At 32.1% G+C, this 14,727-nt stretch carries 13 protein-coding genes; all 13 read left to right on the top strand.

From position 1 onward, the window contains the following. The first annotated feature begins 360 nt into the window (after positions 1 to 360). The 13 genes from N4A55_RS16640 to N4A55_RS16580 all read left to right on the top strand — a co-directional run bounded on the left by N4A55_RS16640 (position 361) and on the right by N4A55_RS16580 (position 14,463). Complete coding sequence (locus N4A55_RS16640) at positions 361 to 4,668, top strand: 2-hydroxyacyl-CoA dehydratase (RefSeq protein WP_293758565.1); 4,308 nt, start codon at positions 361 to 363, stop codon at positions 4,666 to 4,668. Positions 4,669 to 4,701: 33 nt separating this feature from the next. Further along, complete coding sequence (hydF, locus tag N4A55_RS16635) at positions 4,702 to 5,922, top strand: [FeFe] hydrogenase H-cluster maturation GTPase HydF (protein ID WP_293758562.1); 1,221 nt, start codon at positions 4,702 to 4,704, stop codon at positions 5,920 to 5,922. A 92-nt stretch (positions 5,923 to 6,014) separates the two neighbouring features. Beyond that, the gene (locus N4A55_RS16630; RefSeq protein WP_293758559.1) at positions 6,015 to 6,383 is read left to right on the top strand and encodes a hypothetical protein; all 369 of its coding nucleotides are present in this window, start codon (positions 6,015 to 6,017) and stop codon (positions 6,381 to 6,383) included. Beyond that, positions 6,367 to 6,783: an ATP-binding protein gene (locus N4A55_RS16625; protein WP_293758557.1), complete on the top strand. Its 417-nt coding sequence runs from the start codon at positions 6,367 to 6,369 to the stop codon at positions 6,781 to 6,783. Before N4A55_RS16630 ends, N4A55_RS16625 begins: the two co-directional genes overlap by 17 nt. A gap of 40 nt (positions 6,784 to 6,823) precedes the next feature. Continuing rightward, positions 6,824 to 8,170 carry a [Fe-Fe] hydrogenase large subunit C-terminal domain-containing protein gene (locus N4A55_RS16620; protein WP_293758554.1) on the top strand — a complete coding sequence of 449 codons (1,347 nt, stop codon included), beginning with the start codon at positions 6,824 to 6,826 and terminating at the stop codon, positions 8,168 to 8,170. Next, entirely contained in the window at positions 8,167 to 8,508 is a 342-nt protein-coding gene (locus tag N4A55_RS16615) for a DRTGG domain-containing protein (protein ID WP_293758552.1), read from the top strand. Before N4A55_RS16620 ends, N4A55_RS16615 begins: the two co-directional genes overlap by 4 nt. A 27-nt stretch (positions 8,509 to 8,535) precedes the next feature. Next, positions 8,536 to 9,096, top strand: a complete 561-nt coding sequence (locus N4A55_RS16610; RefSeq protein ID WP_293758550.1) for an ATP-binding protein — start codon at positions 8,536 to 8,538, stop codon at positions 9,094 to 9,096. A gap of 349 nt (positions 9,097 to 9,445) precedes the next feature. Further along, a complete protein-coding gene (gene rsxC, locus N4A55_RS16605; protein WP_293758549.1) occupies positions 9,446 to 10,765 on the top strand; it encodes an electron transport complex subunit RsxC in 1,320 nt (439 codons plus the stop codon). A gap of 52 nt (positions 10,766 to 10,817) precedes the next feature. Then, on the top strand, positions 10,818 to 11,759 hold the full coding sequence (locus tag N4A55_RS16600) for an RnfABCDGE type electron transport complex subunit D (RefSeq protein ID WP_293758547.1): 942 nt from the start codon (positions 10,818 to 10,820) through the stop codon (positions 11,757 to 11,759). Beyond that, a complete protein-coding gene (locus N4A55_RS16595; RefSeq protein WP_293758546.1) occupies positions 11,749 to 12,321 on the top strand; it encodes an RnfABCDGE type electron transport complex subunit G in 573 nt (190 codons plus the stop codon). The genes N4A55_RS16600 and N4A55_RS16595 overlap by 11 nt, the downstream gene beginning before the upstream one ends. Before the next feature lies 1 nt (position 12,322). After that, positions 12,323 to 12,940: an electron transport complex subunit RsxE gene (gene rsxE, locus N4A55_RS16590; RefSeq protein WP_293758545.1), complete on the top strand. Its 618-nt coding sequence runs from the start codon at positions 12,323 to 12,325 to the stop codon at positions 12,938 to 12,940. A 13-nt stretch (positions 12,941 to 12,953) separates the two neighbouring features. Next, positions 12,954 to 13,529, top strand: a complete 576-nt coding sequence (gene rsxA / locus N4A55_RS16585; protein WP_293758544.1) for an electron transport complex subunit RsxA — start codon at positions 12,954 to 12,956, stop codon at positions 13,527 to 13,529. A gap of 127 nt (positions 13,530 to 13,656) precedes the next feature. Continuing rightward, positions 13,657 to 14,463: an RnfABCDGE type electron transport complex subunit B gene (locus N4A55_RS16580; RefSeq protein ID WP_293758542.1), complete on the top strand. Its 807-nt coding sequence runs from the start codon at positions 13,657 to 13,659 to the stop codon at positions 14,461 to 14,463. Positions 14,464 to 14,727: the final 264 nt, after the last annotated feature.

The following is a 14,727-nucleotide window of genomic DNA, read 5'->3' as shown; positions in this document are numbered from 1 at the left end:
TGAGATAAAAATACATGTAGATGATGGTAATGGGGGTGTGGCAAATGCTACTAAGTTATTTAAAGTGTATGAGTTAGATATTGATGGCTATGTTAATCATACCCCTAAATGGGATGAGAATAGAATCAAATATAATGTCATCATTTAACTCTTCTACACTCTTGCTATAAGCTTTTGCAATTTCTGGCAATTCATTCCTATGATCGAATGTTAGTGATTAATCTATATACTGATACCAGTAAAAAACATTAATGAAATATTAAGTTGAATGTTATTGTAAAATGGTATAATATAATAATAATCATTATTGTTATAGGAGACAATGAGTTATAGGAGGCGAAGCATTTTTTTTGCGAATATATGAATAACATATTAAGTGTTGGATTGGACGTAGGTTCAACTACGGTAAAAATAGTAGTATTAAACGAACAAGGAGAGATTTTATATAGTAAATATAAAAGGCATTTTTCTGACATACGATTAACAGTAAGTAAGTTGATAAAAAGAGCCTACTCTCATTTTAATGATTCAGATATTACCGTGATGGTGACAGGTTCTGGTGGAATGGCCGTTTCTAAATGGATTAATATACCTTTCATACAAGAAGTAGTCGCTTGTACAAAAGCTATCAACCTAAAAATACCTGATACAGATGTAGCCATAGAATTAGGTGGCGAAGATGCCAAGATTACATATTTTGAAGGTGACACAATTGAGCAAAGAATGAATGGAACTTGTGCTGGTGGAACTGGTGCTTTTATTGATCAGATGAGTTCATTACTTGAAACAGATGCAATGGGGCTTAATGAGCTTGCTAAAAACCATAAAGTAGTGTATCCAATAGCAGCTAGATGTGGAGTCTTTGCTAAAACAGACATTCAACCATTATTGAATGAAGGTGCTGCTAAAGAGGATATTGCAGTATCTGTATTTCAAGCAGTTGTTAATCAAACTATAAGTGGTCTGGCATGTGGTAAACCAATAAGAGGTAACATTGCTTTTTTAGGTGGACCACTTTACTTTTTATCAGAACTTAGACAAAGGTTCATTGAAACCTTAAAATTAACAAGTAAACAATCAATTATACCACCAAATTCGCAACTGTTTGTGGCATTAGGTGCAGCTATAGAGTCTAAAAAAGAAGAACCAGTACCTTTCAAATCCATTTTAGAAAGAATGGAAAATCTTACTAATACAGCTACTAATGAAGTAGCTAGATTACAATCACTATTCAAAGATAAAAAAGAACTAGATTCATTCATGTTAAGACATAGTAAAAATGTTGTAGAAAGAAGAGAATTATCAACATATGAAGGCAAGTGTTATCTTGGTATTGATGCAGGTTCTACAACTACTAAGGTGGCATTAATTGATAAAGACGGAAAATTACTATATTCATATTATGGAAGTAATGGAGGTAAGCCATTAAAGCAGACTGTAGATATTATAAAAACTATTTATTCAATCCTACCTAATAAAGCAGTAATAGCTAATTCAACTGTAACAGGTTATGGAGAAGCATTAATAAAAGAAGCATTAAAAGTGGACATTGGTGAAATAGAAACCATTGCACATTATAAGGCAGCCAATACCTTTTTACCGGGGGTAGATTTCATATTGGATATTGGTGGACAGGATATGAAATGCCTTAGAATCAAAAATGGAGTAATAGACGATATCCTATTAAACGAAGCATGTTCATCTGGTTGTGGTTCATTCTTAGAAACCTTTGCAAAATCATTAAACATGAATATTGAAAGCTTTGCAAAGTCAGCTTTAGAATCCAAGAGTCCAGTGGATTTAGGATCAAGATGTACTGTATTCATGAATTCAAGAGTAAAACAGGCTCAAAAAGAAGGAGCTACTATTAATGATATATCTGCAGGATTATCTTATTCTGTTATAAAGAATGCTCTACAAAAAGTAATTAAAATAAGAGATCCTAAGGAAATGGGTGAAAAAATCATTGTACAAGGTGGAACTTTTTACAATGATTCAGTACTTAGAGCTTTTGAGATAATATCTGAAAGAGAAGTTATAAGACCGAACATAGCAGGAATAATGGGTGCTTTTGGTGCTGCGATAATCGCAAAAGAAAGAGATAATGGTATAGAAAGTACTCTATTACAAGCAGAACAGATAGATTCCTTTACATTTAAAACAGATATGAAAAGATGTCCTTTATGTAATAACCATTGTTTACTTACAATCAACAAATTCCCAGGTGGAAGAGAACACATTTCTGGTAATAGATGTGAAAGAGGTGCAGGGGGAGAGAAGAAAAGCAAGAACATCCCTAACCTATATGATTTCAAATATAAAAGATTATTTGATTATAAACCATTAAGTGAAGAAGAAGCTAAAAGGGGTACTATAGGTATTCCAAGAGTATTGAATCTATACGAAAATTACCCATATTGGTTCACTTTCTTTACTAAACTAGGCTATAGGGTTATTATATCACCTCGTTCAACTAAAAAACTATATGAGGAAGGTATTGAAACAATACCATCAGAATCAGCTTGTTATCCAGCTAAGATTGTACATGGACATATTATGCACCTTATAAAAAAAGGTATTAAAACAATATTCTATCCATGTGTACCATATGAAGAAAAGGAAATAAAAGGTTCAGATAATCACTTTAACTGCCCAATAGTTACATCTTATCCTGAAACCATAAAGCATAATGTAGAAAATCTAGAAGATGAAAATATCAAGTTTCTTAACCCGTTTTTACCTATGGATGATGAGGAACGTCTAGCAGAAAGGTTAGCAGAAGAATTAGAAGGCAGTGGCATTAGCAAAGAAGAGATTTATGAAGCTGCTAGTTTAGCTTGGAAAGAAAAGATGAATGTCAGAAATGACATAAGAAATAAGGGAGAAGAAGTTGTAAAATACTTGGATGAAACAGGTAATAGAGGAATTGTATTAGCTGGAAGACCTTATCATATAGATCCAGAAATCAATCATGGATTAACTAACATAATAACAGATTTAGGTATGGCTATACTGACAGAGGATTCAATTTGTCATCTAGCCAATGTTAAAAGACCACTTAGAGTATTGGATCAATGGGCTTATCATTCAAGATTATACTCTGCTGCTGAATTTGTGGGTAAAAAAGATAATATTGAACTTGTTCAGCTAACCTCATTTGGTTGTGGAGTTGACGCAGTTACAGCAGACCAAGTTCACGATATACTTGGTGAACATGGAAAAATATATACTTTAATTAAGATAGATGAAGGTAATAACTTAGGAGCTATAAGAATAAGAATGCGTTCTCTAAAAGCTGCCCTAGATGAAAGAGATAAGAGTGGTATCCAACCTGTGAAAAAACAGATAAACCATGACAGAGTAGTGTTCACTAAAGAAGATAAAAAGAACCATACTATATTAGCACCTCAAATGTCACCTATGCATTTTGACTTTTTTGAAGTAGGTTTAAAGAAAGTAGGATATAATGTGGTTATACTTCCACATGTGGATCCAGGTGCAGTTGAGGAAGGCTTGAAACATGTAAATAACGATGCATGTTATCCATCTATATTAGTTGTAGGACAGATTATCAAGGCATTAAAATCAGGTAAATATGATTTGAATAATACTTCTGTATTCATTACACAAACAGGAGGAGGATGTAGAGCTTCTAATTATATAGGTTTTATAAGAAAAGCTTTAGATGATTTAGGAATTAATAGTGTTCCTGTTGTATCAATTAATGCATCAGGACTTGAAACTAATCCAGGATTCAAATTCACACTACCTTTGATACATAGAGCTCTTGTAGCAACAATATACGGTGATGTGTTAATGAGGGTACTATATGCAACAAGACCCTATGAAAAAGTAAAAGGATCAGCTAATAAACTATATGATAAATGGAAGCAAAAAGCACTCAAAAATGTTGAAAACGGCAGAATACATGAATTCAAAAAAAATATAAAAGGTATTGTTAAAGAGTTTGATGAACTTCCAATAAGAGATATATTGAAACCAAAAGTTGGAGTAGTTGGTGAAATACTTATTAAGTATCATCCAATTGGAAATAACAATCTAGTTAAAACTCTAGAAAAAGAAGGTGCTGAAGCTAGTGTACCAGATTTATTAGACTTCTTCTTGTATTGTGCGTATAACAATAAATTCAAATATGAGAAACTAAACGGAACAAAGAAAGCGTGGACTCTCAGTAAAATAGCAATAAAAGTTATTGAGATGTACAGGAAAACATCTAAGAAAGCGCTAGAAAATAGTAAACGCTTCAGAGCACCATCTTCTATTGATGAAAAAGCAATCTATGCAGAAGAGTTAATATCTCTTGGTAACCAAACTGGTGAAGGATGGTTTTTGACAGGAGAAATGGTAGAATTAGTGAAAGAAGGCGTAGAAAATATTGTCTGTGTTCAACCATTTGCATGTTTGCCTAATCATGTAGTAGGTAAATCAATGATTAAACCAATTAGAAAAAAATACAAAAGAGCTAATATAGTAGCTATAGATTATGATCCAGGTGCTAGTGAAGTAAATCAATTAAATAGAATCAAATTGATGTTATCTGTAGCTAAGAGTAACCTTGAAGAAAAAAATGGAGATATAGTTATTGATAAGTATATAGATAAGAATGACAAAGAAGAAAAAGACGATAAAGAATCGCTTGCACTATAGATAGAATCCATAAGGGACACGAGGAGGCAGGTTATGAGTTTGAATAGGACACCTAGAGGAGATAGAGTACATATTGCTCTATTTGGAAAAAGGAATGTAGGAAAGTCCAGTATTATTAATGCTATAACCAATCAAGATATAGCATTAGTATCATCAGTGAAAGGAACTACTACAGATCCAGTATATAAGGCTATGGAAATACTACCAATAGGTCCGGTTGTAATTATTGATACAGCTGGACTGGATGATGAAGGTGAATTGGGAGAACTTAGAAAGAAAAAGACACTGGACGTACTGAATAAGACAGATCTAGCAATATTAACCATTGATGCAGAATCAGGAATCACAGATTTTGAAAAAGATATTTTGAAGAGCATAAAAGATAAAAAAATACCTGTGGCAGGTGTTGTCAATAAAATAGACATCAAAAATATATCAAAAGATAAGTTGAAAGTAATGGAAAAAGAGTTATCTCTTAAACTAATTCCAGTATCAGCCATAGAGAAAAAAGGTATAGAAGAGCTCAAGAACGAAATTATTAGATTACTTCCTGATAATAATAAAGGATGTGAGCTAGTTGGAGATATTATTGAACCAGGTGATTTTGTAGTATTAGTAGTTCCTATTGATAAAGCTGCACCAAAAGGAAGACTTATTCTACCTCAACAGCAAGTAATTAGAGACATATTAGATAATGATGCAATCTCTATTGTAACCAAGGAGTATAAGTTAAAAGAGACCCTTGAAAACATTGGCAAAAAACCTAAAATTGTTATTACGGATTCTCAAGTTTTTGAGAGGGTATCAAAAGATACGCCTAACGATATTATGCTTACTTCCTTTTCCATATTATTTGCAAGACACAAAGGAGATTTAATCAATCTAATAGAAGGTGCTAAGAAATTAGAATCATTAAAAGATGGAGATAAGATATTAATAGCAGAAGGTTGTACTCATCATAGACAATCAGACGATATTGGTACTGTAAAAATCCCTAGATGGATTAAAGAATATACAGGCAAAAATATAAAATTTGAATTTTCTAGTGGATTCAAATATCCTAATAACTTGAAGAACTATTCCCTAATAGTTCATTGTGGTGGATGTATGTTGAATAGACGAGAAGTACAACATAGAATCAAAGTTGCACTAGATAATAATATACCTATTGTTAATTATGGTGTACTAATCGCTTATGTAAAAGGTATATTAGAAAGAGTTACTGAGCCATTTCCTGAAGCAAATAAAATGTAAAAAAATGCGAAGTCTAGTTTGTCAAATTCATAACAATCTGTTATAATATCTATGTGAAAATGAATATTACATAATAAAATGGGGGTGGTAAAGTGCTTGTTAGTGAAATTAGAGAAATACTTAATGCAGACATACTGACAGGGGAAGATATGTTAGATTTAAATGTAGATTATGGGTATGGATGCGATCTAATGAGTGACGTATTAGCATTTGTCAGAAATGATATTATATTACTTTCAGGACTTGTTCATCCTCAGGTGATTAGAACAGCTGAGATGTTAGATATTAATGCTATAGCTTTTGTGAGAGGTAAACGACCTAGCAGTGAACTAATACGTATGGCAGAAATGAAAAATATTATTTTATTAACAACTAAACATACTTTATTTACAGCATGTGGTTTATTGTATAAAAATGGTTTAGAAGGAGAGGAGATAGCTCACGATGAAGATTCATTATGACGTTGAAGGTGGCGAGTTTATTTCTGCAGGAGTTGCATCAAGTAAATTAAAAAAGACTTTAAAACAACTTGGAATATCTCCTATTATTATTAGAAAAGTATCCATATGTATGTATGAAGCAGAGATAAATATGGTAATTCATGCTAATGGAGGAGTCATTGACGTAGAGATAACTCCAGAAACAATAGATGTTATTATCAACGACGAAGGTCCAGGAATAGAAAATATTGATTTGGCAATGAAAGAAGGTTACTCTACTGCATCAAGAAAAGCTAGAGAAATGGGTTTTGGTGCAGGAATGGGATTACCTAACATAAAGAAACATAGTGATAACATGGAGATAGAGACAAAAATAGGAAAAGGAACAAAACTTGAACTAACTTTTAACATAAAAGATTAGAAGGTATTAGATTAATAAATTGGTTTTGAGGAGGCTAAGTATGGAGGAAGTATTACATTCTGTAAGGTTAGATATAGATAAATGCATTGGTTGTACAGATTGTATTAAGCGTTGTCCAACAGAAGCCATAAGAGTTAGAAATGGAAAAGCACATATCATGGACGAGCGGTGTATTGATTGTGGTATGTGTATTCGAGTCTGTCGTAACCATGCTAAAAAAGCAATAACAGAACCATTAGATAAAATAAATGATTATAAATATAAGGTAGCTATACCAGCTCCCACATTGTATACACAATTTAGAGGGATTGTAGACCCTAATATTATTCTGACAGCATTAAAAAAACTTGGTTTTGATGAGGTTTTTGAAGTTGCAAGGGCAGCTGAGATTATAACCGAAGAGAGTAAAAGAATGATAGCAAAAGATAATTTGCTTAAACCAGTTATATCTTCTGCATGTCCAGCAATCGTAAAGCTCATTCAAATTAGATTTCCTTCTTTAATACCTAATATTTTACCAATCATATCACCAAAAGAAGCAATGGCGAGATATGCTAAAAAATATTTAGTAGGTAAAGGAATTAAAAAAGAAGATATAGGAATTTTCTTTATATCGCCTTGTGCTGCAAAAGTTACTAATAGTAAACAGCCACAAGTTATCGATGAATCCTATGTAGACGGTGTTATTTCACTAAAAGAGATATATCTCAAATTAGTTCCGGTAATAAAGACGATAAAAGAACCTGAGATACTCCAAATGAGTAGTAATACAGGTATCGGCTGGGCTCATACTGGTGGTGAAGGATATGCATCTGGTATTGAGAATCATATAGCTGTAGATGGTATAGAAAATGTTATTAAGATACTGGAAAGAGTAGAAAATGGCAAGTTGGATGATGTTAATTTTATTGAATGTCTAGCATGCGTTGGAGGATGTCTAGGTGGGCCACTAACCGTAGAAAATTGCTTCGTTTCCAGTAATAGGATGGATAAAATCAAAAAATACAACAGTGGTGAAGGAAAAAAAAGGGATATACCATTGTTTGATGAAAAAATTGATTTGTATTGGTCTAACCCATTAGAAACTAAACATGTTATGAAGCTTGATGATAATGTAGAAAAAGCTATCGAAAAATTAGAACAATTGGAAAGAATCTATGATATTTTGCCAAAGATTGACTGTGGTTCTTGTGGGGCACCGACTTGCAGAGCATTAGCCGAAGATATAGTCTGTGGTAAAGCTAATATAGAAGATTGTGTGTTTATGTTAAGGCAAAAGGTAAGAGATATGGCTGAACAAATGGTTACATTAGCTCAAAAAATGCCACCATCCATTAGTAATGAGACTATAAATAATAAGATATTAGAAAAGAGGTCATCACAATGATAGTTGAAGAATTAAAAAGTAAGCTTAACCTTGAATTGGTTGCTGGTAAAGAAGGGTTACAAGGGGAAATAAAAGGTGGTTTTGTAGGTGATTTATTAAGTGTGGTAATGGGTAAAGCGAAAGAAGGTAACATATGGATTACAATCCAAAGCCATGTTAATATAGTAGCAGTAGCAGTACTTACTGGTTCTGCGTGTATAATTGTTTCAGAAGGATTTAAAGTTGAAGAAGATGCTATCATAAAGGCAAATGAGGAAAATATACCTATACTAACTACTAAAAAGTCATCTTTCGAAATGGTTAGCGACCTTGTAGCATTAGGAATCAAGAATATTTAAAGGATTTATGAAAGGAATCTGTTAAATATGAAAGAATTATCTATGCATATACTTGATATTGCACAGAATAGTATAAGAGCTGATGCAAACATAATTACTATTTTAGTGAAAGAATTAATCAAAGATAATATTTTTGAATTCAGTATTAAAGATAATGGGACTGGAATAGACGAAGAAATATTAAAAGACATCCGCAATCCATTTACTACATCAAGAACCATGAGACGTGTAGGACTGGGAATACCATTGTTAGATAATACTTGTAATATTTGTAATGGTAGATTAGAAATAGATTCATCTATCAAACAAGGTACTTATATAAATGCTAGTATGGAATATAATCATATTGATAGACCACCTATAGGTGATATGGTATCGACAATAGCAACTCTTATTTCATCTAATGGTGATATTGATATACAATATGAGCATTACTATAATGAGAAATCATTTGATATATCTACTAAAGAACTAAAAGAAGTTTTGGGTGATGAAGTACCATTAACTAATTTAGATATTATTAAATGGTTGAAGGAATTTTTAAAAGAAAATATTGATGAGCTTAAGAGCCACGGAGACAAAAGCTAAAAGATATAACATTATATCTTTTAGCTTTTTTTATATAAATTCATCTAATGTTAATGAATTAACAAACTTACCAATAATTATAACTTTTTTTATTAAATTAATGGTTAAATTGAAAGGAGGCATATTGTATACAATAAACAATAGTGCCATATTAATAGTATTGCACAAGATTACTACTTTGTACTTTTTTTATCAATTCTTGTATTACTGTGGTAATTGTATTATTATTAATATGGAAATGGATACTATTATAACATTAAAAACTAATAATTATATTTATTGGTAATATATCTAAAATGTAAAAAAATAATTTATTCATTAAAAACAGTCAAAAGACAGGGGGATACTAATGGGAGCATTGACTTTTAAAAGAGGGATTCATCCTAGTCATTCTAAAGATTCCACAGAAAAAAAACCTATTAAGATTTATATGCCAAAAGGTGATTTGGTTTTCCCAATGTTACAGCATATAGGAGCACCTTGCAAACCTTTAGTTAAGAAAGGTGATAAAGTCTTAATGGGACAGAAAATAGGAGAACCTCAAGGATTCGTTTCTTCACCAATCCATGCAACAGTTTCAGGTACAGTTAAAGCCATCAAAGATGTACTTCATCCTAATGGTTCAAAAGTACAAGCAATTGTTATTGAAAATGATGGTGAATATATAGAAATAGAAACAATGAAAGAAAGAAAGGACTATAAAAACCTTTCAAGGGAAGAAATAATTAATATTATAAAAGAGGCTGGTATAGTAGGTATGGGTGGAGCAACATTTCCCACATTCATAAAATTATCACCTCCTCCAGAGAAAAAAATTGATCATATAATTGTTAATGGTGCAGAATGTGAGCCTTATTTGACATCTGATCATAGGATTATGATTGAAGAAACCCAAAGAGTTGTAAAAGGGCTTGAGATAATACTACATCTTTTTCCAGATGCCAAAGGTGTTATTGGAATAGAAGACAATAAGCCAGATGCCATAAAAGCTATGAAAGAGGCTGTAAAAGGTATTAGTAATATCAGCGTTGCAACTTTGAAAACAAAGTATCCACAAGGGGCTGAAAAACAACTCATCTATTCTATAACTAAGAGAGAAGTTCCAGCTGGAGGATTACCAGCTGATGTTGGTTGTATTGTTCAAAACATAGATACAGTTGTAGCTATTCATAGAGCAGTTCTTAGAGGAAGACCTCTAATGAGAAGAATCGTTACTGTAAGTGGGGGAGCTATAAAAGAACCACAGAATTTTAAGGTTAGAATTGGTACTAGTTATAGAGAATTAATTGATGCTGCTGGCGGATTTACAGAAGAACCTGCTAAAGTTATCTCAGGCGGACCTATGATGGGACTTGCACTGTTTTCACTAGATGTACCTGTAATAAAAGGGTCTTCATCTATACTATGTCTGACTAAAAAAGAAGCTACAATGAATGAAGAAAGTAATTGTATTAGATGTGGTAAGTGTGTAAGTATATGTCCAATGAATCTATTACCTTTAGAGCTTAACAAATTTGCTATAAACAATGAAGAGGACTTGTTTGTGAAATATAAAGGTATGAATTGTATAGAATGTGGAGCTTGCTCATACATATGTCCTTCAAATAGACATTTAACTCATTCTATAAGAACAACAAAAAGGACTATAATGGCTAAGAAAAAGAAATAAAAATATAGAATTAATAAATTATTTCTAATGTTTTAAGTAGGAGGGTTTAGTTGTGACAGATCAATATATAGTATCGTCTTCACCTCATATTCGTTCAGATAAGACTACTGATAAAATTATGAGGGATGTAATTATTGCTTTAATGCCAGCAACTATATTTGGGATATATCATTTTGGTGTGAGAGCATTGATTATAGTTTTAATTTGCGTTATATCATGTGTTGCATCAGAAGCACTATTTCAATACATAACTAAGAGAAAGCTTAGTATATCTGATTATAGTGCAGTTGTTACAGGTATATTACTAGCACTTAATCTACCACATACAGTTCCTTATTGGCTACCGGTTTTAGGAAGTGTCGTGGCTATAATTATTGTTAAACAATTATTTGGTGGACTAGGACAGAATTTTATGAATCCTGCTCTAGGAGCAAGAGCATTTTTACTTATATCTTTTGCAGGATTAATGACTAGATGGGAACTAGATGGAGTAACTACAGCTACACCTTTAGGAATAATAAAAGAAGGTGCAGGAAGTCTTCCAAGCATTGCAGATACATTTTTCGGTTTTATTGGAGGTTGTATTGGAGAAACTTCAGCAATAGCTTTATTATTAGGAGGTATCTATCTATTACTCAGGAAGATAATCAATTGGAGAATACCAGTATTATATATTGGTACAGTTTTCGTACTTTCTTTGATTATTGGCGGTAGAGGATTAGATATTAATTATGCTTCTTATCAGATTTTTAGTGGTGGTCTTATGATAGGTGCTATTTATATGGCAACTGACTATTCATCATCACCAATGACAAAAACAGGACAAATCATTATGGGTCTTGGATGTGGTATATTAACTGTTGTCATAAGATTATATGGTATTTATCCAGAGGGGGTATCATTTGCATTAATAATAATGAATCTTTTTGTACCATTGATTGATAAATTTACAATCCCTAATGCATTTGGGGAGGTGGCTAAAAATGAAAAATAATATTGTTAAAGATGCCTTGATTTTGTTTGCTATTACAGTATGTGCTGGTTTACTGCTTGGTCTAACATATACTGTGACTAAAGAACCTATAGCGATGCAGCAGATAAAAATTAGAGATGTAGCTCTTAACAGTGTAATAAAAGACGCAGATTTTGAACAGATTGAAGAAGAGCTATCAAAGCAGTCAGTTATTACTGAGATTTATGAAGCTAGTAGAAATGATGAAGTCGTAGGTTATGCTTTTAAATTAGTTACTAAAGAAGGTTACGGCGGAGATATAGAATTAATCGTAGGTATTAATGCAGATAGTACTATTTCGGGTATTGACATCATAAAACACAGTGAAACACCTGGTCTTGGTGCTAATGCTGATAATGATAAGTTCAAGGATCAGTTCGTAGAGAAGCCTACAAAACAATTAATTGTAGTTAAAGATGGAGCGGATACGGATACTGAGATTGATGCATTAAGTGGTGCAACGATATCTTCAAGAGCTGTAACTAATGCTGTTAATGTAGCTAGTGATTATTTTAATAGTAATTTTGGTAAGGGGGCACAGTAAAATGAAGCTAGGTAAAGTATTTAAAAATGGATTAATTGATGAAAATCCAACTTTTGTTCAAGTATTAGGAATGTGTCCAACACTTGCAGTAACGACTTCAGCTTTTAACGGAATTGGTATGGGACTTGCTACTACAGTGGTATTGTTATTTTCTAATCTAGTAATATCTCTACTTAGAAATATCATACCATCAAAAGTTAGGATTCCAGCATTTATTGTTATTATAGCATCATTTGTTACAATGGTAGATTTGTTCTTACAAGGTTTTGTACCTGCATTATATAATGCACTTGGATTATTTATACCACTTATTGTTGTTAACTGTATTGTTCTTGCAAGAGCAGAAGCATTTGCAGCAAAAAATGGTGTTTTACCAGCAATTGTTGATGGTGTTTCAATGGGACTTGGTTTTACACTTGCTTTAACAATAATAGGATTTGTTAGAGAACTATTTGGTGCGGGAACTGTACTTAGTGGTACTTCTCTTGAGACTTATGTAATGCCAGCAGGTTATAAACCAATTACAATTATGATCTTAGCTCCTGGCGCTTTTATAGTACTTGGATTATTATTTGCTATATTTAACAAAATAAAAGACAAAGATTCTAAGAAAGCGTAGAGGAGGGAATAAAATGGAATTATTATTACTTTTTATTGGTGCAATATTGGTTAATAATGTTGTACTTACAAGATTTTTAGGAATATGTCCTTTTCTAGGCGTATCTAAGAAAGTAGAGACTTCATTTGGAATGGGACTAGCAGTTACATTTGTAATGACTTTAGCGTCTATAATATCGTATTTAGTATATAAATTCATATTAGTTACCTTTAACATTGAATACTTATATACTATAGCATTCATACTTGTAATAGCTTCATTAGTACAACTTGTTGAGATGATTATTCAAAAAAGTAGCCCATCACTCTACCAAGCATTAGGTGTTTATTTACCTCTTATTACTACTAATTGTGCAGTACTTGGTGTTGCTGTTATAAATATGCAATCTGAATATTCCTTAATCAAAAGTATCATTAATGGATTTGGAACAGCTGTAGGTTTTACTCTCGCTATTGTTATTCTAGCAGGTATTAGAGAAAGAATAGAGTATAATGATATACCTAAATCATTTAAAGGCTATCCTATAGTACTTATTACAGCTGGATTAATGGCAATTGCATTCTTAGGCTTCTCAGGTCTTATTAAATAATAGTAATAGTATATAAGCAGTGATTTAACTAGAGAAGCTTAAGTTTCAATATAGAACTTAACAACATTGTAAAAATTAGTTTGATTTGTATATATGGTTTTAATTATTAGAAATGGAGGATACGGATATGGAATGGACTAGTATATTATATCCTGCCTTAAGTATAGGAGGACTAGGTATTGTCTTCGGTTTAGGACTGGGAGTTGCAGCGAAAAAATTTGCTGTTGAGATTGATCCCAAAATACCTAAAGTAAGAGATATACTTCCAGGTGCTAACTGTGGTGGATGTGGATATGCAGGTTGTGATGCATTTGCAAAAGCTGTGGTTGAAGGTAATGCTAAACCAAATGGATGTCCTGTAGGCGGCTTGGATATTGCGGAAAAAATATCTACTCTACTTGGTTTAGAAAGTACTGGAGACGTCAAAAAAGTCGCTTTTGTAAAATGTCAAGGAACATGTGATAAAGCTAGAGAAAAATATGAATATGTGGGAGTTATGGATTGTAAAAATGCTAACTTTCTACAAGGAAATGGTTCTAAAGCGTGTGAATATGGTTGTTTAGGACTTGGAAGTTGTGTTAATGCATGTATGTTCGATGCAATTCATATTGTAGATTCGATTGCTAAGGTTGACGAAGAAAAATGTACTTCATGTGGTATGTGTATTGAAGCATGTCCTAAGAGCCTGATAGAACTTGTACCTTATGATAATAATATTAGAGTTGAATGTAACTCCAATAACAAGGGAAAAGATGTTAAATTAAGCTGTGATGTTGGTTGTATCGGCTGTCGCTTATGTACAAAGGTTTGTGAGTTTGATGCAATAAGTGTTGAAAATAATTTAGCAAAAATAGATTATGATAAATGTACCAGTTGTATGAAATGTGTAGAAAAATGTCCAACACATGCAATTACAGTAAAAAAGCAGGGTTAAATACCTGCTTTTATATTGCCCAAAATTAATTTTAGTCACATTAAACAATATAATATTCATTTTTTTACATTAATTTCTCATACCAATAAAAAATATTATATTGGTAATATATACATATTCTGGGTTTTACTTTTTTATTAAATTGTTCTAAAAAAAATGTTTTTTGTGTATACAAAGTTTTTTATATATGATAAAATTATTTCATTAAGGGACTCCTTAATAAAAGATATAGTTAGTGTTGAACAAGATCTGAAGGGGTGAATG

Origin of the sequence: Vallitalea sp., from assembly GCF_025211055.1 — a bacterium.
GTDB lineage: Bacteria > Bacillota > Clostridia > Lachnospirales > Vallitaleaceae > Vallitalea.
This window is presented reverse-complemented; position numbering and strand designations above follow the sequence as displayed.

What these genes read in the sequence shown, in the direction of transcription:
- N4A55_RS16640 (WP_293758565.1), top strand. Translation starts at nt 361, where the DNA reads ATGAATAACATATTAAGTGTTGGATTGGACGTAGGTTCAACTACGGTA.
- hydF (WP_293758562.1), top strand. Translation starts at nt 4,702, where the DNA reads ATGAGTTTGAATAGGACACCTAGAGGAGATAGAGTACATATTGCTCTA.
- N4A55_RS16625 (WP_293758557.1), top strand. Translation starts at nt 6,367, where the DNA reads ATGAAGATTCATTATGACGTTGAAGGTGGCGAGTTTATTTCTGCAGGA.
- N4A55_RS16620 (WP_293758554.1), top strand. Translation starts at nt 6,824, where the DNA reads ATGGAGGAAGTATTACATTCTGTAAGGTTAGATATAGATAAATGCATT.
- N4A55_RS16615 (WP_293758552.1), top strand. Translation starts at nt 8,167, where the DNA reads ATGATAGTTGAAGAATTAAAAAGTAAGCTTAACCTTGAATTGGTTGCT.
- N4A55_RS16610 (WP_293758550.1), top strand. Translation starts at nt 8,536, where the DNA reads ATGAAAGAATTATCTATGCATATACTTGATATTGCACAGAATAGTATA.
- rsxC (WP_293758549.1), top strand. Translation starts at nt 9,446, where the DNA reads ATGGGAGCATTGACTTTTAAAAGAGGGATTCATCCTAGTCATTCTAAA.
- N4A55_RS16595 (WP_293758546.1), top strand. Translation starts at nt 11,749, where the DNA reads ATGAAAAATAATATTGTTAAAGATGCCTTGATTTTGTTTGCTATTACA.
- rsxE (WP_293758545.1), top strand. Translation starts at nt 12,323, where the DNA reads ATGAAGCTAGGTAAAGTATTTAAAAATGGATTAATTGATGAAAATCCA.
- rsxA (WP_293758544.1), top strand. Translation starts at nt 12,954, where the DNA reads ATGGAATTATTATTACTTTTTATTGGTGCAATATTGGTTAATAATGTT.
- N4A55_RS16580 (WP_293758542.1), top strand. Translation starts at nt 13,657, where the DNA reads ATGGAATGGACTAGTATATTATATCCTGCCTTAAGTATAGGAGGACTA.